Genomic DNA, 22,386 nt, shown 5'->3' with positions numbered 1-22,386 from the left:
GACGGGGCGAACGGACGCAGCGGTGCGGAGCAGTCCCGAGGAGCGTATCCGCACGGGGTGTCAGCCTGCGCGCAACGACATCGTCATAGCCTCGACCGCGAGCAGCGGCGCGACGTTGCGGTCCAGCGCCCGGCGGCAGTCGAGGATGGCCTCGATGCGCCGCAGCGTGTGCTCCGGCCGCGACGCGCCCGCGAGCTGCTCCACGGCCGGCCGCACCTCCTCGTTGGCCAGCGCGACCGCCGACCCCAGCTGCCATGCGAGCACATCCCGGTAGAAGCTCGTCAGATCGGTGAGAGCGAGATCGAGCGAATCGCGCTGCGTCCGCGTCGAGCGCCTCTTCTGGCGGTCCTCCAGCTCCTTCATCGCTCCCGCCGTACCCCGCGGCATCCGCTTGCCCTCGGCGCCGCCCAGTGCGGTACGCAGCGCCTCCGTCTCGTGGGTGTCGCGCTCGCCACCGGCCTGCTTGGCGTCCTCCCCGGCGGCGTCGACAAGCTCCTGCGCCGCCTTCAGCGCTTCACCGACATCGGCCACCCGCCCGGGCAGCCGCAGCACGGCGGACCGGCGGGCCCGCGCCCGCTCGTCGGTGGCGAGTCGCCTGGCGCGCCCGATGTGCCCCTGGGTGGCGCGGGCGGCGACCGCCGCCGTCTCCGGCTCGACGCCGTCCCGCCGGATGAGCGTCTCCGCTACCGCCTGGACCGGCGGAGTCCGCAGCCCAAGCGTGCGGCAGCGGGAGCGGATCGTGGGCAGCACATCCTCCGTGGAGGGTGCGCACAGCAGCCAGACCGTACGGGGTGCGGGCTCCTCCACGGCCTTGAGCAGGACGTTTCCCGCGCCCTCGGTGAGCCGGTCGGCGTCCTCGATGACGATGACCTGCCAGCGCCCTCCCGCCGGCGACAGCTGCGCCCTGCGCACCAGCTCCCGGGTCTCCTTGACGCCGATGGTGAGCAGATCCGTACGGACGAACTCGACGTCGGCATGTGTACCCACCAGGGTGGTGTGGCAGCCGTCGCAGAAGCCGCAGCCCGGCTGACCGCCCAGCGCGCGGTCGGGGCTGACGCACTGCAGTGCGGCGGCGAAGGCACGTGCTGCCGTGGATCTGCCGGAGCCGGGCGGGCCGATGAACAGCCAGGCGTGCGTCATGGAGGATGCTCCGCCGCCCTGACCGGCGCCGGTGACGTACGCGTCGGCGTCACGGGCCGCCGTGGTCAGCTGCGCGGTCACCCGGTCCTGCCCGACCAAGTCGTCCCATACCGCCATGGCTCTCCCGACTGCTCCCGCCGCTGCTCGTTCTGCTCAGGTCTGCTCTGCTCGGCTGCTCATGCCCTCTCAGGCCCTCGTGTGCTGCACGAACCGCGGGGCCTGCCGCACCGCGACCATTGTGCGCGACGCCACCGACAACGCGAGGACAGCCCGGCGCCGCGCGTCCGTCAGCGGCGGCGGCGCCCGTCCTCCCCGCGGTCTTCGGGCCAGGGCTCGCCCGGCTCCTCGCGCGGGCCGAGCAGCTCGTCGGCGAGGGTCGGCACATCGTCGAGAGGGGTCTCCTCGGCCCACTCCGGACGGCGCCGCTGCGGCCGATCGGACTCCTCGGACTCCTCGGCCTCCTGGGCGCCCCCCTCCGGGATCTGCGGCAGCTCACGGGTACGCTCCGCCTCGCCCGGCTGCTCCGGCTGCACGGCGGGCATGACGGTCGTCTCGTCCTCCCGGCCGGAGCCCGCACCACCAGAACCTGCACCACCGGAGCTCGCACCGCCGTACTGCGGGAACTGGGTGGTCTCATCCTCGCTGTCCGGGCGCGCACCCGCCGAGGGGTCGACGCGCGGGATCTGGACGGTCTGCGAGGCGTCGTCGGCAGCCTGCCGGTGCGGGACCTCCTGGGTGCTCTGCGCGTCCTCCGCGTCCCGGGCGGGCCACTCGCTCCCGCCGATAATGGGGATCTGCGCCGTGGAGGCGTTGTCGGCCTCCGCGCCAGTGCCGGACTCCGCTCTCGCCTCCGCCGCGCGAGCAGCCGCGTGCGCCGCCGCAGCGGCTTCGGCCTCGGCCTCCCGATCGGCCGCCCGCAGCCGCTCCGCTCGCAGCAGCGCCTCCTCCGCCTTGCGCTGCTTCTCCAAGCGCCGCTCGTTGGCCTCGGCACGCAGCCGGGCTTCCTCCTCGGCCCGGCGCCGCAGCCGCTCCTGCTCGTCCCGGTGCCGCTGCTCCTCGGCCTCGCGCCGCTTGCGCTCCTCCTCCGCGCGGAGCCGTGCCTCCTCTGCCCGCTGCCGGGCTTCTTCGGCGCGGCGGGCCTCCTCACGCTGCCGTTCGAGCTCGGCCTCGCGGCGCTTGCGCTCCTCCTCCTCGGCGCGCAACCGGGCGATCTGCTCTTGGCGTTCGCGCTCGAGGCGCTCTTCCTCGGCCTTCCGCGCCGCCTCTTCCTCCGCCCGGCGGCGGGCTTCCTCCTCGGCCGCCTTGCGCGCTTCCTCACGGGCCTTGATCTCGGCCTCGGAGAGCGGCAGCACCTGGTCGAGGCGGTGCCGTACGACGGTGGTGACGGACTCCGCCTCCTGCCCGGCGTCCACCACGAGATAGCGCGCGGGGTCGGCCGCGGCCAGCGCCAGGAATCCGGCGCGCACCCGCTGGTGGAAGGTGGCGGATTCGGACTCCATCCGGTCCGGGGCCTCGGTGAAGCGCTCACGCGCCGTCTCCGGCGAGATGTCGAGCAGCACCGTCAGATGCGGAACGAGGCCGTCCGTGGCCCAGCGGGAGATCCGGGCGACCTCGGTGGGCGACAGCTCACGGCCCGCGCCCTGGTAGGCCACGGAGGAGTCGATATAGCGGTCGGTGATGACGACGGCGCCGCGCTCGAGCGCGGGCCGTACCACCGAGTCGATGTGCTCGGCGCGGTCGGCGGCGTAGAGCAGGGCCTCCGCGCGGTCGGAGAGACCTGCTGAGGAGACGTCCAGCAGGATGGAGCGGAGCCGCTTGCCGATCGGGGTCGCACCCGGCTCGCGGGTGACCACGACCTCATGGCCCTTGTTCCGTATCCACTGGGCGACGGCCTCGGCCTGGGTCGATTTGCCGGCTCCGTCGCCGCCCTCGATCGCGAGGAAGAAGCCTTGTGCTGCGGGGCCCTGAGCGGGCGCTGATCCGCCGAATGCGTCCCGCAGGTCGTGCCGGAGCGGGACACCCTGGCGGTCGTCCGCCCGCCCGAGCAGGAGTGCCGCCACGGGGAGCAGCAGCGCGCCGATGAGCATCAGGGTGAAGGCGGCGCCGCCGTGTTCGAAGACGAACTCGCCGTTCTCCATCCGGTGCGGGCCGATGATCCCGGCCAGCACCGGCGCGAGGAGGGCGGCCAGCGCTATCGAGAGCCGGACGACGGCCTGCAGGTGCTCGGTCGTACGGGGGACGCGGAACGCCTCGGTCTCCTGGTCGAGCAGGGTGTGCCCGGTGTGCGCGGAGACACCGGCTGCGAGCCCCGAGCCGAAGACCAGCGCCAGGACCGTCGCCGGGTCGGGGGTGAGCCCGGCGGCGAGCAGCACGATGCCGGTGAGTCCGATCGCCAGTGCGAGCAGCCTGCGGCGGGAGAGGCCGGGAAGCGTACGCGGCGCGAGACGGATGCCCGCTGCCGTGCCGCCGGTGAGCGCCAGGACGAGCAGGCCGAAGCTGACGGGGCCGCCCCCGAGGTCGGCGGCCTGCAGTGCGGCGAGCGACACGGCGGCCGCGATGGCGGCGGCGACCGCCGCGCAGGCCAGTACGAAGAGCGCGAGGGAGCCCGTACGCCCCTTGTCCGGCCCGGCGCCCGTGCTGGGACGGCGCAGGCCCTCCAGCGGGGAGCGGGGGCGCGGCGTCTCGGCGTCCGGGAGTTCCAGGAAGTACAGGATGGAGAGCGAGGCGGCGAACAGCCCGGCTGCCATATAGGCGGCGAGGGCAGCCTGATGGGTGTCGAACCAGTCGATGCCGGTGCCGAGCAGATTGCTGACGAGGGAGACCACGACAAGCACGGCGGCCGCGACCGGCACCGCGACGAAGCCCGTGCGGAGCCACAGGCGCCGCAGGGCGTCATGGTGGTCGGGCAGCGGCCGGACGGCGGCGCCCTCGGGGGGCGGTGCGGGAAGCAGCGCCGGAGCGGCGCCGTCCTTCGCCACCGTCCAGAAGCGCTCGGCGACGCCCGTGACGAACACGGTGATGAGCAGGACGGCGAAGGCGTTCTCCGGAGTCCACTCGATCCACAGCGGGGCGATGACCAGGGCGACCGCACGGAAGCCGTCGGCGCCGATCATGGTCCAGCGGCGATCGAGAGCACCGCCGGGCGCGGTCAGCGAGGAAAGCGGGCCGAGCAGCAGCGCACCGAAGAGGAACGTCGCCAGCAATCGCGCGCCGAAGACGGCCGCGACGGCGAAGGCGATGCCGCGGTAGCCACCGCCGAAGATCGGGTCGCTGCCGGTCAGCGGAGCGAGGATGGCCGCCTGGAGTGCGAGCAGCAGCAGCACGAGAACGGCGAGTGCGTCGCCGACCCCGCCGGTGAACTGCGCGCTCCACAGCCGCCGGAGCGGCCCGTAGCGCAGGAGTGCCCGCACGGCGCGCTCGCGGGATTCCGCGGCGAGTGCGTCGTCGGCGGCGGGGCCACCAGGGGCCACGCCTGTTGGCTGCTCTGGACGCGTCATCTTGCCAGCGTATAGGGAGCCGCCGACACGAAGCGGCCCCGCCCGAACAATTGGGCGGGGCCGTGGCCGTACCAGGGCGGGGTGCCGAGCGCGCAGGGCGCCCGGCGAGAGCCCTGACACACAGTCGCGGACTCCTGGTTACTCCGGCGGCGCTTCTCCTTCGGCTGCCGCCTTCTTGGCCGTTGCCTTCTTGGCCGGAGCCTTCTTCGCCGGTGCCTTCTTCGCGGGAGCCTTCTTGGCTGCCGCCTTCTTGGCCGGAGCCTTCTTCGCGGGAGCCTTCTTCGCCGCCGTCTTCTTCTTGACCGGCGCCTTCAACCGCTTGTCGGCCAGCAGCTCGAAGCCGCGCTCCGGCGTGATCGTCTCGACCTCGTCGTCGCGCCGCAGCGTCGCGTTCGTCTCGCCGTCGGTGACGTACGGACCGAACCGGCCGTCCTTCACGACAACCGGGCGCTCGCTCTCCGGGTCGGTGCCCAGCTCCTTGAGCGGCGGCTTGGCCGCGGCCCGGCCACGCTGCTTGGGCTGCGCGTAGATCGCCAGCGCCTCGTCGAGCGTGATGGTGAAGAGCTGCTCCTCGGACTCGAGCGAACGCGAGTCCGTCCCCTTCTTCAGGTACGGCCCGTAGCGTCCGTTCTGAGCGGTGATCTCGGTGCCCGACTCCGGGTCCGTACCGACCACGCGCGGCAGCGACAGCAGCTTCAGCGCGTCCTCGAGCGTCACCGAATCGAGTGACATCGACTTGAAGAGTGAGGCGGTGCGCGGCTTGACGGCGTTCTTGCCCGTCTTCGGCGTGCCCTCGGGCAGCACCTCGGTGACGTACGGCCCGTAGCGGCCGTCCTTGGCGATGATCTGCCGCCCGGTCTCCGGCTCCGTGCCCAGTTCGAAGTCGCCGCTCGGCTTGGCGAGCAGCTCTTCGGCGTAGGCGACGCTCAGCTCGTCCGGCGGCAGATCGTCCGGTACGTCGGCGCGCTGGCCCGGCTCGTCCGGGTTCTCGGAGGCCTTCTCCACGTACGGGCCGTAGCGGCCGACGCGGAGCATGATGCCCTCGCCGATGGGGAACGAGGAGATGCCCTTTGCGTCGATCGCGCCGAGGTCGGAGACCAGTTCCTTCAGGCCGCCCAGGTGGTCGCCGTCTCCGTTGCCGGAGTCGGCGGCGGATCCGGCGGGCGAGCCGGCTGCGGTGTCGTCCGGGTGGCCGACGCCGAAGTAGAAGCGGCGCAGCCATGGCACGGACTCGGCGTCCCCGGAGGCGATCTGGTCGAGGTCGTCCTCCATCTTGGCGGTGAAGTCGTAGTCGACGAGCCGCCCGAAATGCTTCTCCAGCAGGCCGACGACGGCGAAGGAGAGGAAGGACGGGACCAGTGCCGTGCCCTTCTTGAAGACGTAGCGGCGGTCGAGGATCGTGCCGATGATCGAGGCGTAGGTCGACGGGCGGCCGATCTCCCGCTCCTCCAGCTCCTTCACCAGGGTGGCCTCTGTGTAGCGGGCCGGAGGCTTGGTGGCGTGCCCGTCGACGCTGATCTCGTCGGCGGTCAGCGGGTCGCCCTCGGTCACCTGGGGCAGCCGCCGCTCGCGGTCGTCCAGTTCGGCGTTGGGGTCGTCGGCTCCCTCGACGTATGCCTTGAGGAAGCCGTGGAAGCTGATGATCTTGCCGGTGGTGCTGAACTCCGCGTCCCGGCCGTCCACGCTGCGCCCGCCGGCCTTGACGGTGACCGACTGGCCCGTCGCGTCCTTCATCTGCGAGGCGACGGTCCGCTTCCAGATCAGCTCGTAGAGCTTGAAGCGCTCACCGGTGAGCCCGGTCTCGGCGGGGGTGCGGAAGCGGTCGCCGGACGGGCGGATCGCCTCGTGCGCCTCCTGCGCGTTCTTGACCTTGGTGGTGTAAGTCCGCGGCCTCGTAGGCAGGTAGTCGGCCCCGTAGAGCTGGGTGACCTGGGCGCGGGCCGCGTTGATCGCGGTGTCCGAGAGCGTCGTGGAGTCCGTACGCATATAAGTGATGAAGCCGTTTTCGTACAGCTTCTGTGCCACCTGCATGGTCACCTTCGCGCCGAAGCCGAGCTTGCGGCTCGCCTCCTGCTGCAGGGTGGTCGTACGGAACGGTGCGTACGGGGAGCGGCGGTACGGCTTCGACTCGACCGAGCGGACCGTGAAGGAGGCGTCGGCGAGCCCGGCGGCCAGCTCGCGGGCCGCGGCCTCGTCCAGCTGGAGAACCTGGGCGGTGGCGCTCGCGCTCTTGAGCTGCCCGTCGGAACCGAAATCCCGGCCCTGGGCGACGCGGCGGCCGTCGACGGCGGACAGTCGTGCCCCGAAGGTGCCAGGGTCGGAGCCCTCCCGGCTTCCCTGAGCAGCGCCGGTCGCAAAAGTGCCGGTCAGGTCCCAGTACTCGGCGGTGCGGAACGCCATCCGCTCGCGCTCCCGCTCGACGACGAGCCGGGTGGCCACGGACTGGACACGGCCCGCCGAGAGCTTCGGCATGACCTTCTTCCACAGGACCGGTGAGACCTCGTAGCCGTAGAGGCGGTCCAGGATGCGGCGGGTCTCCTGCGCGTCGACGAGCTTCTGGTCGAGGTCGCGCGGATTGTTGACCGCCTCGCGGATGGCGTCCTTGGTGATCTCGTGGAAGACCATCCGGCGGACCGGGACCTTGGGCTTGAGCACCTCGCGGAGATGCCAGGCGATGGCCTCGCCCTCCCGGTCCTCATCCGTGGCGAGAAGGAGTTCGTCGGATTCGGCCAGCAGCGCCTTGAGCTTCTTGACCTGGTCCTTCTTGTCGCTGTTGACGACATAGAGCGGCTCGAAGTCGTGGTCGACATTCACGCCGAGGCGGGCCCAGGACTCGCCCTTGTACTTGGCCGGCACTTCGGCGGCACCGTTGGGGAGATCGCGGATATGCCCGACGCTGGCCTCGACAACATACCCAGGGCCGAGATAGCCCTTGATCGTCTTGGCCTTGGCGGGCGACTCTACGATCACGAGTCGGCGCCCGCCGTTCGCGGTCTCGCTGGTCGGGGACAACTTCGCTCTTCTCTCCGGTCGGCATCGGTTTCGCTGCGGAGTGTGACGGTACCTCCCGCCCTCATGTCAAACGGGAAAACTCCGCAACGCCTCGAACGGTAACCCGACAACCGCCATTCCTGCCGCCGCGAGGGCCGGCCGGGATCAGCCGGAGAGAAGCATCCAGGCACCGCCGATGGCCGACAGCAGGCCGAATCCGCCGGTCAGGGCCAGGGCGGCAAGGGGCTGCACACCGTCGGCGACGGGCTGGCCCCGCCATGCGCGTGTCGCTGTCCACAACAGCAGCCCGGCGCCGAAGACGGCGAAGGACAACCCAGCCAGGACCGCAGGTCCGCTCTCCATGGGCACCACCCTGGCACCCGCGGTGGACGTACTCACGAACGCCGGGTGAACGCTACGCCGGCTCCGGGACGGGCAGCAGGAAGCCCTGCTCCACCAGCAGCCTGATCGCCTCCGGCGTACGGTCGCGCAGCCGCACCGGGTCCTCGCCGAGAAGCTGGGCGATCGCGTCCAGAATCCGGCCCGCCGGCAGTGAGCCGTCACACACTCCGGCGAATCCGGCGCCGACGGTGTCGACCTTGGTGGCCCGGCGCATGCCGCGGTGCTGCCGGAGCACCACATGTTCCGGATCCTCCGCCCCGGGCAGCCCGACCTGCTCCTGGACGACCTGGTCACCCAGCTGGAAGTGCCAGGTGAGCAGAGCGGCGTCATCGGTGCCGCGCAGGAAGTCCTGGCGGTCGAAGTGGGCACGGACGACCTCACCGAGTGGCTGTTCGACCGGATGCGGCCAATCTTCGGCGATCACCGACGGGAGTTCCGCATCCGTCGCCCGAAGCGTGATCCAGCCAAACCCGATGGATTTCGTGCCACGTTTCTCGAACTCGTCCAGCCACGCCTCATAGCGGGCGGCGTACTCCGCCGGATCGGTCAGATGGTCACCGGCATCGCGCAGCCACAGCTCCACGTACTGCATGACGTCCTGCACCTCCCGCTGCACGATCCAGGCGTCGCAGCCGGCGGGCACCCAGGACGACACCCGGTCCCGCCAGTCCTCGCCCTCGCGGTGCTCCCAGTTGGCGAGCAGCTGGCAGTAGCCGCCGTCCGCCAAGTACGCGGCAGACTCCTCGACGAGCGTGCGGCACAGGTCGTCCCCGCTCATCCCGCCGTCGCGGTAGGTCAGCCGGGCGCCCGGGGAGATGACGAACGGCGGGTTGGAGACGATCAGGTCGTAACCGGGTTCGCCGGCCACCGGTTCGAACAGCGGGCCCTCCCGCAGGTCCGCCTCCGGTGCCCCGGAGAGCGCCAGGGTGAGCCCGGTGAAACGCAGGGCGCGCGGGTTCACGTCGGTGGCGGTGACGCGGGTGGCGTGCTGGGCCGCGTGCAGGGCCTGGAGACCGGAACCGGAGCCGATGTCGAGCACGCGGTCCACGGGCGCACGCACGGTGATCCCGGCAAGGGTCGTGGAGGCACCGCCGACACCGAGGACGACGTCCTCCGGTGCCACAGGCTCCGCGCCCGTGGCGCGGGAAGCGCCGGCGGCTCCGCCCGCACCACCGACGGCGCAGCCGAGGTCGGAGACGATCCACCAGTCCTGGCCCTCGGGGCCGCTGTACGGACGGATGTCGACGGTGGCGCGGACGGAAACGGACGCAGAGGGGGACGCAGGAGCGGGCTCCTGTTCGAAGGGTACGAGCCAACCGTCGGCCAGAGCCTCCTCGAGGTGCGGGAGGGCGCCGACCGCCCGGTCCCGGCTGACCGGCCGCTGCAGCAGGAACAGTTGCACGAGCGTCGCCAGCGGCCCGCCCGCCCGGGTGGCGCGCAGCGACGGGACGGTCTCGCCACGGGCGAGCGCCGAGTAGGCGGGAGCACCGAGCAGCTCCAGCAGCCCGTCAGCGGTGAAACGGGCGGAGAGCAAGGCCTCGCGCAGCCGGAGGGTGGATTCGGGCGTGGGCTCGGGGAGCGGGTGGGTACTCACGGCACCCATTGTGGCGCCCGGGGAACCTCCGGCCGCAGGGCGCACCGGGAAAACACGTCCCGACGGCAGGGCTCTTCCGTCGGGACGCGGGGCGAGCGAGGAGCCCGGAGGTCACGCGCTCGGCGGGGCTCCGGTGGCCGGCCGCTTGCAGCCCTTCTGCTCGGCCATCGCCGTGCCCAGATCACCGGACTGGAGCTTCTGCAGCGAGACGTCACCGCTCTTGCCGAGCTTGCCGAGCTTCGTCGCGAGTTCCTTGAGGCCGGAGGCGAAGTCGGCCTGGTCCTTGGTGCTCATCTCGTCGACCGTCGTCTTCAGCCCGGCGTACTGCGTCGAGAGCCCCCGCAGCTCCTTCACCGCGTCCGTCTGCAGCTTCTTTCCCTTGTCCACGGGAGGTTCACCGGCGTCGTCGACCGCGTCGGCGAGTGCCTTGTACGCCTCGGAGATGTTCTGGAAGGCGGCAGAGTCGATCTTCTTCACCTCTTCGGGTGACTTCTTCTGCTGAGATGCCTCGTTGATGGAGGCATTCGCCTTCTGGATCTTCGTGACCTGTGGTTTCACCTGGTCGCAGACCTTCTTGGCCCACGCGTCCGTCTTCTCGCCGCTGTCGTCATCGCTGCTGCAGCCCGTCAGCGCCAGTACGAGTGCCGCACCGCCGGACAGTGCGGCCGTGAGCTTCTTGTTCACCGGATCGGTCCCTTCGTGGCTTCCGGCCGGAACTTACACGCCGCGGGGCCCTCCACGGTGAGTCGGACGGGGCTTCTGAGGCTAGTTGCGCCATTTGCGTCACACTACGGTGCGCCCGCCGACTGCCCGCACGGGGCAGCCGAAAGGGTGGGCGAAGCGCCAACGCGCCTCGCCCACCCAGATGTTACGGCTGGTCAGCCGGCCGTCCGTCCGCCTTCCGTCAGGATGCTGTAACGGGATCGGTCGGCTTGGCGACCCGCTCGTTGTTGCCTTCCTCACCTACGGCGATCCCGCGCCGCTTGGAGACGTACACGGCGCCGATGATGACCAGACCGGAGAGCACCGCGATCGTGGCACGCACCGCGGTGCTCTTGTCGTCGCCGTAGCTGAACTGCACAATGGCGGGCGCGATCAGCAGGGCCACCAGGTTCATCACCTTCAGCAGCGGGTTGATCGCCGGACCGGCGGTGTCCTTGAACGGATCGCCGACCGTGTCACCGATCACCGTGGCCTCGTGGGCCGCGCTGCCCTTGCCGCCGTGGTGGCCGTCCTCGACCATCTTCTTGGCGTTGTCCCAGGCACCGCCCGAGTTGGACAGGAAGACCGCCATCAGCGTGCCCACGCCGATCGCACCCGCGAGGAACGCGGCCAGCGCGCCGACCCCGAAGGCGAAGCCGACACAGATCGGCGCGAAGACCGCGAGCAGCCCCGGTGTGGTCAGCTCACGAAGCGCGTCCTTCGTGCAGATGTCCACCACCCGGTGGTAGTCCGGCTTCTCGGTGTAGTCCATGATTCCGGGCTTCTCCCGGAACTGCCGGCGCACCTCGAAGACCACCGCTCCGGCCGAGCGGGACACGGCGTTGATCGCCAGCCCGGAGAAGAGGAAGACGACTCCTGCGCCCAGCATCAGACCGACCAGGGTGCTGGGCTGGGCGATGTCCAGGACCTCCAGCATCTCGGCCGTGGCGGCCCCCACGCTGCCCAACTCCTCGTCCAGCGCCTCGGACAGCTCGATGCGGTACGAGCCGAAGAGCGCCGCCGCGGCGAGCACGGCGGTGGCGATGGCGATGCCCTTGGTGATGGCCTTCGTCGTGTTGCCGACCGCATCGAGATCGGTGAGCACCTGCGCGCCCGCACCCTGGACGTCACCCGACATCTCGGCGATGCCCTGCGCGTTGTCGGAGACGGGCCCGAAGGTGTCCATTGCCACGATCACGCCGACGGTCGTCAGCAGGCCGGTGCCCGCCAACGCGACCGCGAACAGCGCCAGCATCAGGGTGCCGCCGCCGAGCAGCATGGCGCCGTAGACGCTGAGCCCGATCAGCAGCGCCGTGTAGACCGCCGACTCCAGGCCGAGTGAGATTCCGGAGAGCACGACCGTCGCAGGCCCGGTCAGGGACGTCCTGCCGACGTCCCGTACGGGCTTGCGGGTGGTCTCCGTGAAGTAGCCCGTCAGCTGCTGGATCAGCGCGGCAAGCACGATGCCGATGGCGACCGCCAGAACGGCCAGCACCTGCGGATTGCCGTCCTGAGCCAGGATCTCCTCCGGCGCGCTGTCCAGATCCGCGTAGCTGGACGGGAGGTAGGTGAACGACGCGATGGCGACGAGCACCAGCGAGATCGCCGCAGAGATGAAGAACCCGCGGTTGATGGCGGTCATGCCGCTGCGGTCGGTGCTGCGCGGAGCGACCGTGAAGATGCCGATCATCGCCGTGATGACACCGATCGCCGGCACCAGCAGCGGGAACGCCAGACCGGCGTCGCCGAAGACGGCGGTGCCCAGGATCAGCGCGGCGACCAGGGTGACCGCGTACGACTCGAAGAGGTCGGCCGCCATGCCCGCGCAGTCGCCGACGTTGTCGCCCACGTTGTCGGCGATGGTCGCGGCGTTCCGCGGGTCGTCCTCGGGAATGCCCTGCTCGACCTTGCCCACCAGGTCGGCGCCGACATCGGCCGCCTTGGTGAAGATTCCGCCGCCGACACGCATGAACATCGCGATCAGCGCGGCGCCGAGGCCGAAGCCCTCCAGCACCTTGGGCGCGTCGTCGGTGTAGACGAGCACAACCGTCGCGGCGCCCAAAAGGCCGAGGCCGACGGTGAACATCCCGACGACACCGCCCGTACGGAAAGCGATCTTCGTCGCGGCGTGTGCGACCGCGCTCAGGTCCTTGGCTGGCTCGCCTTCGGCAGGCGTCGCCTCACGCGCCGCGGCCGCCACACGCACATTGCTGCGTACCGCGAGCCACATGCCGATATAGCCGGTGCCCGCCGAGAATGCGGCGCCCACCAGGAAGAACAACGAGCGGCCGAGCCGCTGGGTCGAATCGTCGGCCGGGAGGAGGAACAGCAGGAAGAAGACCGCGACGGCGAATACGCCGAGGGTGCGCAACTGCCGTGCCAGATAGGCGTTTGCGCCCTCCTGCACGGCTGCCGCGATCTTCTTCATGCTGTCGGTGCCCTCACCGGCGGCAAGCACTTGCCGCACAAGCACCACACCGACACCGAGCGCGGCGAGCGCCACGATCGCGATCACGGTCACGAGACCGCGGTTGCCGCTCGTCAGTACGGCATCAGCGAGGTGCTGGTGCTTCTGAAGTGGGCTGATATGCCCCGCCATTCGTCCTCCTTGACGTTTGGCACATGGGCGCGCGCAAGCACGCTCAGGCGTCCTGCTGCAAAGATGGTGGACGGATTCTAGGGAGCGCCTCTAGATCAAAACAGAGCGCGACAGCAGCAATTCGCCGTCAGAGAGCCAAGATCGAATGAAGGAGGCGTGCAGAATTCCCTCGTTAGAGGGAGGCTGCTGAATTGACGGAGTGAGAAATGATCTTTTGAATGATCATTCAGGGGAGAACCGGAGCGGGCGCCGCAGGCCAGCTCATACGGATGACTCCACCCTTCTCATCAGCGGTGATCTCGACATCGTCGACCAGTCCGCTGATCACCGCGAGGCCCATCTCACCGTCGGCCTCGTCGTCCGACGGGCGGCCGGGGGCTTCGTCCCCCGCGCCACGCACCAGCGTGCCGGCGGCCGCAGGGGCTTCGTCGCCGACCTCGATGGAAAACTTCTTCTCGTCCTCGATCAGCGCCACCCGGACCGGGCTGTCGACGCCGTTACTCATGTGCAGGCCCACCGCGCGCGTGCACGCTTCGCCGACGGCGAGGCGCACCTCGTCCAGCACGGCCTCATCGACCCCGGCACGGCGTGCCACAGCGGCAGCCACCAGCCGCGCCGTCCGCACATGCTCAGGAAGCGCGCTGAAGCGGAGTTCCACGGTGGCCATGCCGTCCCCCTCGGTCTAACGGGTGCTCTGCGGGTATGCATTCACAACTGCCGGGCCCTCGTCCGAGCCCGGCAGTCGCACTTCCGATGTCCGGTCCGGCCGCCCAGCCAGGTGGCCGGGCCGGACGGCCGTTGTCGTCAGTCGGTGGCCGACACGGCATCGTCAACCGAGCCGTGAATCGGGAACACCTTGGTCAGACCGGTGATACGGAAGATCTTCAGAATGCGTTCCTGATTGCAGACCAGCCGCAACGAGCCCTCGTGCGCACGCACGCGCTTGAGCCCACCGACGAGCACACCCAGACCGGTGGAGTCCAGGAAGTCGACACCTTCCATGTCCACGACGAGGTGGTAGCTGCCGTCGTTCACCAGCTCGACGAGCTGCTCGCGCAACTTGGGCGCGGTGTATACATCAATCTCGCCACCGACCTCGACGATCGTACGATCGCCAACAGTACGGGTCGACAGGGACAGGTCCACGGATCCTCCAGCACCTTGCTATCGAGCGGTCCGCCCCTGGGGCATGCCCACTGAGGGCTCCCCTCCTGGGGTCTCCCGCCCGAGGCGGGCGACGGCAGGGGACGGATCGGCAGCCGCAGAAGCATTCAATCACTTACCAGCAGGCATGCACGACGCCTTGCGGCCATTGTCCATCACGCTGGTGACAGACTCGGTGCCGATGGCCAACAATCACCAGCCACTGACCGTGCTCGACCGCCTCGCGGCCGGGCCGGACCGGGCTGCGCGCATCACCCATACGGAGCATGTGCCCGCTCGGGTCGGCCGCCATGCCGACTGGCCTGAGCGGATCCGTCCGGAAGTGATCGACGCCGTCCGCGCCAGGGGCGTCGACCGGCTGTGGGAGCATCAGGCGCGCACCGCCGCACAGGCCCTGGCGGGCACGTCCACCGTCGTGGCGACCGGCACCGCCTCCGGCAAGTCCCTCGCGTATCTCGTGCCGACGCTGAGCACGCTGCTGGACGGGGCGGAGGCGCCGAACGGCAGGGGCACGACCGCGCTCTACCTCGCGCCCACCAAGGCGCTGGCCGCCGACCAGCGCCGTGCCATCACCGCTCTCGCCGCACCGCTGGGCACCGCCGTACGGCCCGCAGTCTTCGACGGTGATACGCCGTTCGAGGAGCGCGAGTGGGTGCGGCTCTTCGCCAACTATGTGCTCACCAACCCGGACATGCTCCACCTGAGCCTGCTCCCCGGCCACGCCCGCTGGTCCTCCTTCCTGCGCGCACTGCGCTACGTCGTCATCGACGAGTGCCACACCTACCGCGGTGTCTTCGGCTCCCATGTCGCCCAGGTCCTGCGACGGTTGCGGCGGCTGTGCGCCCGCTACGGATCCGATCCCGTCTTCCTCCTCGCCTCCGCGACCTCCGCCGACCCGGGCGAGACGGCCTCCCGCCTCACCGGCGTCCCGGTATCCGCCGTCACCGAGGACGCCTCCCCGCGCGGTGAACTGGTGTTCGCACTCTGGGAGCCGCCACTGACCGAACTGACGGGCGAACGCGGCGCACCCATCCGCCGCACGGCCACCGCGGAGACAGCCGAACTGCTCACCGACCTGACCGTCCAGGGCGTCCGCACCGTCGCCTTCGTGCGGTCCCGGCGCGGCTCCGAACTCATCTCGCTCATCGCCCAGGAACGGCTCGGGCACATCGACCGCGACCTGCCCGCACGCGTGGCCGCCTACCGGGGCGGCTATCTCCCCGAAGAGCGCCGCAGCCTGGAACGCGCCCTGCACTCCGGCCAACTCCTCGGCCTGGCCGCCACCACCGCACTCGAACTGGGGATCGACGTATCGGGCCTGGACGCCGTACTCATCACCGGCTATCCCGGCACCCGCGCCTCCCTCTGGCAGCAGGCGGGGCGGGCCGGCCGCATGGGGCAGGGCGCCCTCGCCATCCTCATCGCCCGGGACGACCCGCTGGACACCTACCTCGTCCACCACCCCGATTCCGTCTTCCGGCATCCGGTCGAATCCACCGTCCTGGACCCGGACAACCCCTATGTCCTGGCCCCGCACCTGTGCGCCGCGGCGGCCGAGATCCCGCTCACCGAGGCGGACTCGGCACTCTTCGGAAGCGAAACCCCCGGCCTGGTACAGCAACTCGAGGAGCGCGGGCTGCTCCGGCGCAGAGGCACCTCCTGGTACTGGACGCGGCGTGAACGGGCCGCCGGGCTCACCGGCATCCGCGGCAGCGGCGGCAAACCCGTGCAGGTCGTCGAGGCTGCGACCGGGCGGCTCCTGGGCACGGTGGACGCGGCCGCGGCCCACACCGGCGTCCACGAGGGCGCGGTCCACCTGCACCAGGGCCGCACCTATGTCGTGCGGCGACTCGATCTGGCGGACTCCGTAGCCCTCGTCGAGGAATCCAGCCCGCCCTGGTCCACGATGGCCCGGGAGCGCACCTCCGTCTCCGTCATCGAAACCGACACCGTGACCCCCTGGGGCACGGGCAGCCTGCGTTTCGGCTCCGTCGAAGTCACCAACCAGGTCGTCTCCTATCTCCGCCGCAAGCTGATCACCGGCGAGATCCTGGGCGAGTCCAAGCTCGATCTGCCACCACGGACGCTGCGCACCCGCGCCGTGTGGTGGACGGTGACCGAGGATCAGCTCGACGCCGCCCGGATCACACCGGAAATCCTGCCCGGTGCGCTGCACGCCGCCGAGCACGCCTCCATCGGACTGCTGCCCCTCTTCGCCACCTGCGACCGCTGGGACATCGGCGGCGTGTCCGTGCCCCTCCATCCCGATACCGGACTGCCCACCGTCTTCGTCTACGACGGTCATCCGGGCGGCGCGGGTTTCGCCGAGCGGGCCTTCCGCACTGCCCGGGAATGGCTCACCGCCACCGGTGAGGCGATCGCCTGCTGCGAGTGCGACTCCGGTTGCCCCTCCTGCGTGCAGTCCCCCAAGTGCGGCAACGGCAACGACCCGCTGCACAAGGCCGGTGCCGTCCGGTTGCTCCGACAGCTGCTCTCCGGCGCTCCCGCCGACCCCGGCAGCCTTCCGAGGGCCGAGAGAACCTAGCTCGCCGGGCCCCGCACGAGTCCGCCTGCCCTGCTCGGGGCGGGAATGCCCGGCGCCGATCGGGCCCGCACGGGAGCGGGCCCGGGGCGTGTAGGGCCCGACGCTCACGCTGGCCGTGAGATCGGCCGTCTCGCCGGTCACCGAGCACCGGGTCAGCCGAGCCTCCTGGGCCTCTGCCACCCGCCGTGCGGCCGCGCAGGCCACAGACGGGCCCTCCAGCGCCCGGTCGGCCGCCGCGAGAGCGGCCAGATCGGCGGCTGCAGCGGCCCGGTGGCGGGCGGCCACCACCTGGCCGAGCACGAGCAGCGAACCGAAGACGGCGCACAGCAGCGCGGCGCACAGCGCGGCCCACACCGATGCGGAACCCCGGTCGCTCCGGAAGCGAGACGACACCACCTCTTCTGCGACCGACGGCGCCGCAGCCGACGGCACCCAGGCCAACGGCACCGCAGCCGACGGCGCAGCCCGCAGCGTCACCGAGCTTCCTCCTCGGTCGGCTCCGCCATCGCCACGGCCACCGCGCGCAGCGGGACCGTCAACGGACCCGGCCCTGCCGACTCGGCCCGCACACGGACCCGGATCAGCGCCCCCTCGCGGGAGAGTTCGACAACCGCCCCGCCGGGCGCCGCCGACCGCGCCGCACGGACCACCGCCTCCCGCGACTCGCCCCGCGCCGCAGCCCGCGCGCCCGCCCGGGCTGCGTCCACGCACTGGATCAGAGCGGACGCGGACATCAGCCCCCACAGCAGCATCCCCAGGAGCAGCAGCAACGACGGCACCACCACCGCCGTCTCGGCCGTCACCTGGCCCCGGTCGTCGCACCGCTCAGGCAGCCGCATGCAGCGCCTGCTCGATCATCCGCTGCAGTGCGTCACCGACCGCAGCACTCGTGAGGACCTTGTAGAGCACCGCGGCGAAAGCGCACGCCGCGATCGTGCCGACCGCGTACTCGGCCGTGCTCATCCCCCGGTCAGCGCCTTGCTGGGCGCACCGCATCAGCTGCCATCGCTGCCGCGCCGCCCGTCGTACCCGCTCCAGCATTCCCGCCCCCTCATCCTTGATCCGCTCTCGTCTCCGGCAGCCCGTACGGGCGTCCAGCCTCTGCATTCCCCTTGCTCACAGCAGCGCGTCGGCCAGGCCGAGGACCACCGGGGCCACTCCCACCGCCAGGAACGCGGGCAGGAAGCACAGCCCCAGCGGTCCGGTGACCAGGACGGCGGCCCGTCGTGCCCGCCCCGCCGCCGTACGCGCGCGCCGGGCGCGGCACTCCGCCGCCAGCCGGGAGACCGGCTCCACGGCGGGGACTCCGGTGCTCCCGGCACGCTCCAGGCAGCGCGCCAGCCCCTCATGCCCCGGAAGGGCGCCGAATCTGCCCCATACCGCGCCTGGTTCGCCGCCCAGTCCCAGCTCGGTGGCGGCCCGCAGAAGCCGGTCGCCCAGTGGACCGCCCAGTGAACGACCGACCGCGGCAGCGGCCTGCCCCGGGCCCGAGCCCGCTGCGAAGCAGGCGGCGAGCAGTTCTGCGGCCAGCGGCAACTGGCCTGCCGAAACACTCGCCTCCCACCGCGCCACCACAGCGGTCTCGTCACGCGCACGCGCCCGCAGCCAGACGCGGCCGCCGTAGGCTCCTGCGCACCCGCCGACCACTCCTGGGACGCCGCCGACGACGATCACTCCGAAAGCCAGCACCACCAGCGGCAGGGCCCTCTCCCAGCGGGCGCTCAGCCGGCGGCCGACGCCCGGCAGCCTCGTCCGCGTCGACACGGCCGGCACAGTCGGCGTCTGTGCCGACCCCGGCACCGGAGCCCGGCGAATGCCGCGCCACGTACGGCCCGCCCCACCCGGCAGCGTCGCCACCAGCCCGTACGCACGCCGCCGCCGGAACTGGTCACGCCGCCAGCCGCGCAGCACGTCGAGGGCGCATACGGCCGCGCCGAGCAGAGCCAGCGCCGTCCACACCCTGGGGACGAACATCACGGCGGCCCGCCGCCTTCAGCCACTCGCACCAGCCGCGCCACCCATGCCAGCCCCGCCCACTCGAGCAGCCCGCCAACCGCCAGACAGGCCAGCCCGGGAGCGGTGTGAAGCAGCACCCGCAGCGGCTCCGCACCCATCGCGCTGCCCAGGAACAGGCCGAAGAGCGGAAGCAAGGCAAGAACGAGAGCAGTGGATCTCGGACCTGCAAGCTGCGACCGCAACTCCTCCCGCTGATCGTGCTCCGCCTGCAGCGCACCGGCCACCCGGTCCAGCCCGGCGGCCAGCCCCGCGCCTCCGTCCGCAGACACCTGCCAGCAGGCGGCCGCTCCCCGGAGACCCTCCGCGCCCGGCAGCGACGCCGTCTCGCGCAGGGCCGCCGGCACGTCCCCGCCGAAGCGGGCCGCCGCCAGCAGGGACGAACCCTCCTCCCCCAGCGTCGCGGGCCCTGCCGTCAGCAGTGCCTGGTCCGGCAGGAGTCCAGCCCTCAGCTCCCCGGCCACCGCCGCGCACAAGCCGATCACGGCTGTCTCCCGACGCTCCGCCGTACGCCTCCTGTCGCGCGTCGCCAAGCTCCGGGCCGCCAGCGGGACGGCCAGGGCGCCGGCCAGAGCCGGCAGCGGCGACTCGCCTACCAGCGCCAGCACCACACCTGCCGGCAGGAACCACCACTGGTGCCGGGCACGGGTACCGAAGCGCCGGCGCAGGCGGGCTTGCAGCTCGCAGTTGCGGACGGGGCTCCGCCGGGCACCGGGCAGCGGTGCCTCACTGCTGCCCGCGAGCACCAGCCGGGCCCGCCTGGGCCCGGCGTGGCCCCCGGCCATCAGCCAGGCCGCCACGCCGGCGCAGAGCATCGCCGCACAGACCGGAAACGCCTCCGCGCCGGGGCCGCCCGCACTCACGCTCACTCCGGCCCCCGTCATCCCCTGACCCCGCCTCGCGCGCACAGCCGCTCCAGTCGCTGGCGGCCCCGCTGGGCCACGAAGCCGTCGGCGCTCCACCTGGCTGCCGGAACCGTAGCGACCAGCCCTTCTCCGTCCCGCTCCAGTACGTGGATCTCGGCGATCCGGCGACAGCCCGCGCGGTCCCGCACAAGGTGGACGATCACATCCAACGCTGCGGCCAACTGGCTGTGCAGCGCGGCACGGTCGAGCCCGGCCGTAGCCGCGAGAGCCTCCAGCCGGGCGGGCACGTCGGCTGCGGCATTGGCGTGCAGAGTGCAACAACCGCCCTCATGGCCCGTATTAAGAGCGATCAGCAAATCTGTGACCTCACTGCCACGCACCTCGCCGACCACGAGCCTGTCGGGCCGCATCCGCAGGGCTTGGCGCACCAGATCCCGCAGCCCGACCCGGCCGACGCCCTCCTGGTTGGCGGGGCGGGCCTCCAAGCGCACCACATGGGGATGGTCCGGGCGCAGCTCGGAGGAATCCTCGGCGAGCACGATCCGCTCCTGCGGGCCGACCAACCCGAGCAGGCTGCTGAGGAGCGTGCTCTTCCCCGAACCCGTCCCGCCGCTCACCAGAAAGGACAGGCGGGCGTCCAGCATCGCCCGCAGCAGCCGGTCGCCGCCGGGAGGTACGGTGCCGGCCGCCATCAGCTCGGCCAGCCCGAAGGCCCTGGGCCGCACCACCCGGAGGGAAAGAGCGGTGCAGCCGACCGCGACCGGCGGAAGCACCGCATGGAGGCGTGTCCCATCCGGCAGCCGGGCGTCCACCCAGGGCCGGGCGTCGTCCAGTCGGCGCCCCGCCGAGGTGGCCAGCCGCTGCGCGAGGCGGCGCACCGCGGCCGCGTCGGTGAAACGGACCCGTGTCCGCTCCAGCCCGCCGCCCCTGTCGACCCATACCTCCTCCGGACTGGTGACCAGCACATCCGTGACAGCGGGATCGGCCAGCAGCGGCTCCAGCGGGCCGGTGCCGACCAGCTCGGAACGCAGCGCCTCCACCACCCGGAGCACCGCGCTGTCCCCCAGCAGCCGCCCCTGCGACCGCAGCGCCGCCGCGACCCTCGCAGGCGTCGGCTCTGCTCCCGTCTCGGCCAGCCGCACCCGCACCGCGTCCAGCAGCGCTCCTCCCGCAACGGGCTCTTCCACCGCGGGGCCTCCGGCTGCCGCATGCCCGGCCGACCCGCCTCCTTCCGCGCGGCCGACCGGCCGCCCCCGGCTGACCGGACCCGCGGCCGCCCATGCCCTGTGGCCCTCTCGCATACGGCTCATGCCGCGACACCTCCGCCAGGCAGGCCACCGGTCAGGGAGCGGTCCCAGAACTCACGGCAGAAGCGGGCCAGCGCACCGCCCTCCTCGGAGCCCGGCGGACGGCCCTGCTCGACCGCCTCCAGCAGCCCTGCCTCCCAGGGCAGTTCGCCCGCGAGGCTGAGCCCCAGCAGACCGGCGACCTCGTATTCGTCGAGCCCCGGGCCGTCATCGCGGACGCGGCGGCCTCCCTGCGAGCCCGGCGTACGCACCACGGCGCGCAGATCGCGCAGAACCATCCGGGTACTGGCCGCGACGCGGTGCGCGGCTGCCACCGCGCGCAGCTCTGCCGGCACCACCAGAAGGCCGAGATCGAGCTGCGCCAGCGCTTCGGCGACCGCTTCGTCCATCCGGCGGGGCAGATCCACGACGACAACTCCCCCACGCCGACGGGCCGCCCCCAGCACGGACCTCATGGCGTCCCCCGAGATCAGCACGGAATCGCCGCGGTCCCAACTGAGCACGCTCAAGTCGTGCAACCTCGGCAGCGATTCCTCCAGCGCGACGCCACCGACCCGGCCCCGCGACTCCGCGAACGCCGGCCATCGCAGGCCCTCCGTACGCTCCCCGCCGAGCAGCACATCCAGGCCACCACCCAGCGGGTCGCCATCGATCAGCATCGTGCGCCGCCCCAGCCCTGCCGCCGTGACGGCCAGGGCGCAGGCGAGGGTGGACGCTCCGGCGCCACCACGGCCGCCGATCACCCCGACCGTCAGCGCGGGTGCTCCGAGACCCTCGGCCGCGTCGGCGATCCGGCCCGTCAGCCAGGGCTCGGCATCGGGCAGCACCACCACGCCCTCGGCGCCGATGCCCGCGCCCCGCTCCCATACCCCCGGGTCGTCCAGATCCCGGCCGATCAGCAGTACTCCCGCACGGCGCTGCGCCCCGGACGGCCACCCGCCGCCACGGCCTGTCCCGAGTGAGGCGCCGGCGCAGTCGTCCCCGACCAGAACCAGGGGTGAGTGCTCCCAGGAGGCCGCCCCGCTCCACTGCGCCCAGTCCACCCGCTCGAGGGGCGCGCCATGCGCCACCTCCGCCTCGGCACCGGCCGCCGCACACAACCGCAGCAGGTCGTCGAGGAGCTGCTCGTCCTCCGTGACAATCAAGATGGTTTCGGCCATGCCCGAGTCCCCTTCACGCTTCCCATACCGGCTCCGCGAACTCCTGCGGACACCGCTGGGAATCACGATGCGGCGAACCGGAAAAACTTGGGGATCATGGTCGAAATCCGTGGACAACTCGGCAGTTGTGCATAACTTGCTCGCTCAAACCGGTGACTTCCGGAGAGCATCCTGTTGATTACGCGCAGTTACGTGTTTACTGATCCACGGGAAGCGGCCACCGAGGGCCACGAGAGAGAGGAGAGCGCCCGATCGATCACCAAAAGGCATCCGGACATGCGACGACCCCCGCCGGGGGGGAGAGCGGGGGTCGTCCCCACGGCCGACTCGGGGGGGGAGGAGTCGGGCCGGGTGAGCACGGTCGCGAACGATCCGTGACTTCCATGGTGTACCCGAAGGCCTTCTC

General features: G+C 71.5%; 16 protein-coding genes and 1 pseudogene. 1 reads left to right on the top strand and 16 read right to left on the bottom strand.

The features are described 5' to 3' along the window. Nucleotides 1-60 precede the first annotated feature (60 nt). The 9 genes from LHJ74_RS08385 to bldG all read right to left on the bottom strand — a co-directional run bounded on the left by LHJ74_RS08385 (nt 61) and on the right by bldG (nt 14,071). Complete coding sequence (locus tag LHJ74_RS08385; RefSeq protein WP_260217067.1) at nt 61-1,257, bottom strand: DNA polymerase III subunit delta'; 1,197 nt, start codon at nt 1,255-1,257, stop codon at nt 61-63. A gap of 170 nt (nt 1,258-1,427) precedes the next feature. Next, the gene (gene tmk, locus LHJ74_RS08380) at nt 1,428-4,637 is read right to left on the bottom strand and encodes a dTMP kinase (RefSeq protein WP_260217056.1); all 3,210 of its coding nucleotides are present in this window, start codon (nt 4,635-4,637) and stop codon (nt 1,428-1,430) included. A 138-nt stretch (nt 4,638-4,775) separates the two neighbouring features. Next, nucleotides 4,776-7,649 (bottom strand): type I DNA topoisomerase, encoded by a 2,874-nt coding sequence (gene topA / locus LHJ74_RS08375; RefSeq protein ID WP_260217055.1) that lies wholly within the window; start codon nt 7,647-7,649, stop codon nt 4,776-4,778. A gap of 144 nt (nt 7,650-7,793) precedes the next feature. Next, a complete protein-coding gene (locus LHJ74_RS08370) occupies nt 7,794-7,991 on the bottom strand; it encodes a hypothetical protein (RefSeq protein ID WP_260217053.1) in 198 nt (65 codons plus the stop codon). A gap of 52 nt (nt 7,992-8,043) precedes the next feature. Then, nucleotides 8,044-9,624, bottom strand: coding sequence for a DUF7059 domain-containing protein (locus LHJ74_RS08365; RefSeq protein ID WP_446033482.1), 1,581 nt, complete (start codon nt 9,622-9,624; stop codon nt 8,044-8,046). A gap of 111 nt (nt 9,625-9,735) precedes the next feature. Beyond that, a complete protein-coding gene (locus LHJ74_RS08360; protein ID WP_260217050.1) occupies nt 9,736-10,308 on the bottom strand; it encodes a small secreted protein in 573 nt (190 codons plus the stop codon). A 220-nt stretch (nt 10,309-10,528) separates the two neighbouring features. Then, nucleotides 10,529-12,925: a sodium-translocating pyrophosphatase gene (locus tag LHJ74_RS08355; protein ID WP_260217045.1), complete on the bottom strand. Its 2,397-nt coding sequence runs from the start codon at nt 12,923-12,925 to the stop codon at nt 10,529-10,531. A 226-nt stretch (nt 12,926-13,151) separates the two neighbouring features. Beyond that, nucleotides 13,152-13,592, bottom strand: a complete 441-nt coding sequence (locus LHJ74_RS08350; RefSeq protein ID WP_260217041.1) for an ATP-binding protein — start codon at nt 13,590-13,592, stop codon at nt 13,152-13,154. 137 nt (nt 13,593-13,729) lie between these two features. Then, the gene (bldG, locus tag LHJ74_RS08345) at nt 13,730-14,071 is read right to left on the bottom strand and encodes an anti-sigma factor antagonist BldG (protein ID WP_027748352.1); all 342 of its coding nucleotides are present in this window, start codon (nt 14,069-14,071) and stop codon (nt 13,730-13,732) included. Nucleotides 14,072-14,216: 145 nt separating this feature from the next. On the opposite strand from bldG, the gene LHJ74_RS08340 reads away from it, so the two are divergent. Next, nucleotides 14,217-16,634 carry a DNA 3'-5' helicase SftH gene (locus LHJ74_RS08340; protein WP_260217039.1) on the top strand — a complete coding sequence of 806 codons (2,418 nt, stop codon included), beginning with the start codon at nt 14,217-14,219 and terminating at the stop codon, nt 16,632-16,634. 120 nt (nt 16,635-16,754) lie between these two features. On the opposite strand, the pseudogene LHJ74_RS08335 reads toward LHJ74_RS08340, so the two are convergent. The 7 genes and pseudogenes from LHJ74_RS08335 to ssd form a co-directional block, all read right to left on the bottom strand. Continuing rightward, nucleotides 16,755-16,988, bottom strand: a pseudogene (locus LHJ74_RS08335) (Rv3654c family TadE-like protein); the annotation flags it as partial. A gap of 119 nt (nt 16,989-17,107) precedes the next feature. After that, the gene (locus LHJ74_RS08330) at nt 17,108-17,473 is read right to left on the bottom strand and encodes a TadE family type IV pilus minor pilin (RefSeq protein ID WP_260217037.1); all 366 of its coding nucleotides are present in this window, start codon (nt 17,471-17,473) and stop codon (nt 17,108-17,110) included. Further along, a complete protein-coding gene (locus tag LHJ74_RS34370) occupies nt 17,460-17,741 on the bottom strand; it encodes a DUF4244 domain-containing protein (protein WP_375546690.1) in 282 nt (93 codons plus the stop codon). The genes LHJ74_RS08330 and LHJ74_RS34370 overlap by 14 nt, the downstream gene beginning before the upstream one ends. 9 nt (nt 17,742-17,750) lie before the next feature. Beyond that, nucleotides 17,751-18,608, bottom strand: a complete 858-nt coding sequence (locus LHJ74_RS08320; protein WP_260217035.1) for a type II secretion system F family protein — start codon at nt 18,606-18,608, stop codon at nt 17,751-17,753. Next, nucleotides 18,608-19,531, bottom strand: a complete 924-nt coding sequence (locus LHJ74_RS08315) for a type II secretion system F family protein (protein WP_260217023.1) — start codon at nt 19,529-19,531, stop codon at nt 18,608-18,610. The genes LHJ74_RS08320 and LHJ74_RS08315 overlap by 1 nt, the downstream gene beginning before the upstream one ends. Beyond that, nucleotides 19,528-20,823, bottom strand: coding sequence for a TadA family conjugal transfer-associated ATPase (locus LHJ74_RS08310; protein WP_375546689.1), 1,296 nt, complete (start codon nt 20,821-20,823; stop codon nt 19,528-19,530). Before LHJ74_RS08310 ends, LHJ74_RS08315 begins: the two co-directional genes overlap by 4 nt. Beyond that, a complete protein-coding gene (gene ssd, locus LHJ74_RS08305; RefSeq protein ID WP_260217017.1) occupies nt 20,820-21,980 on the bottom strand; it encodes a septum site-determining protein Ssd in 1,161 nt (386 codons plus the stop codon). The genes LHJ74_RS08310 and ssd overlap by 4 nt, the downstream gene beginning before the upstream one ends. Between the last annotated feature and the right edge of the window lie 406 nt (nt 21,981-22,386).

It is taken from the genome of Streptomyces gossypii, from assembly GCF_025165795.1.
Classification (GTDB): Bacteria; Actinomycetota; Actinomycetes; order Streptomycetales; family Streptomycetaceae; genus Streptomyces; species Streptomyces gossypii.
Note: the sequence above shows the minus strand (reverse complement) of the source record. Positions and strands in the feature narration are given on the sequence as shown.

Bases quoted from the DNA above. Each gene is read 5' to 3' on its own strand.
- LHJ74_RS08385 (WP_260217067.1), bottom strand. From the start codon at position 1,257: ATGGCGGTATGGGACGACTTGGTCGGGCAGGACCGGGTGACCGCGCAG.
- tmk (WP_260217056.1), bottom strand. From the start codon at position 4,637: ATGACGCGTCCAGAGCAGCCAACAGGCGTGGCCCCTGGTGGCCCCGCC.
- LHJ74_RS08370 (WP_260217053.1), bottom strand. From the start codon at position 7,991: ATGGAGAGCGGACCTGCGGTCCTGGCTGGGTTGTCCTTCGCCGTCTTC.
- LHJ74_RS08355 (WP_260217045.1), bottom strand. From the start codon at position 12,925: ATGGCGGGGCATATCAGCCCACTTCAGAAGCACCAGCACCTCGCTGAT.
- LHJ74_RS08350 (WP_260217041.1), bottom strand. From the start codon at position 13,592: ATGGCCACCGTGGAACTCCGCTTCAGCGCGCTTCCTGAGCATGTGCGG.
- LHJ74_RS08340 (WP_260217039.1), top strand. From the start codon at position 14,217: ATGCACGACGCCTTGCGGCCATTGTCCATCACGCTGGTGACAGACTCG.
- LHJ74_RS08330 (WP_260217037.1), bottom strand. From the start codon at position 17,473: ATGCGGCTGCCTGAGCGGTGCGACGACCGGGGCCAGGTGACGGCCGAG.
- LHJ74_RS34370 (WP_375546690.1), bottom strand. From the start codon at position 17,741: ATGCAGAGGCTGGACGCCCGTACGGGCTGCCGGAGACGAGAGCGGATC.
- LHJ74_RS08320 (WP_260217035.1), bottom strand. From the start codon at position 18,608: ATGTTCGTCCCCAGGGTGTGGACGGCGCTGGCTCTGCTCGGCGCGGCC.
- LHJ74_RS08315 (WP_260217023.1), bottom strand. From the start codon at position 19,531: ATGACGGGGGCCGGAGTGAGCGTGAGTGCGGGCGGCCCCGGCGCGGAG.
- LHJ74_RS08310 (WP_375546689.1), bottom strand. From the start codon at position 20,823: ATGAGCCGTATGCGAGAGGGCCACAGGGCATGGGCGGCCGCGGGTCCG.
- ssd (WP_260217017.1), bottom strand. From the start codon at position 21,980: ATGGCCGAAACCATCTTGATTGTCACGGAGGACGAGCAGCTCCTCGAC.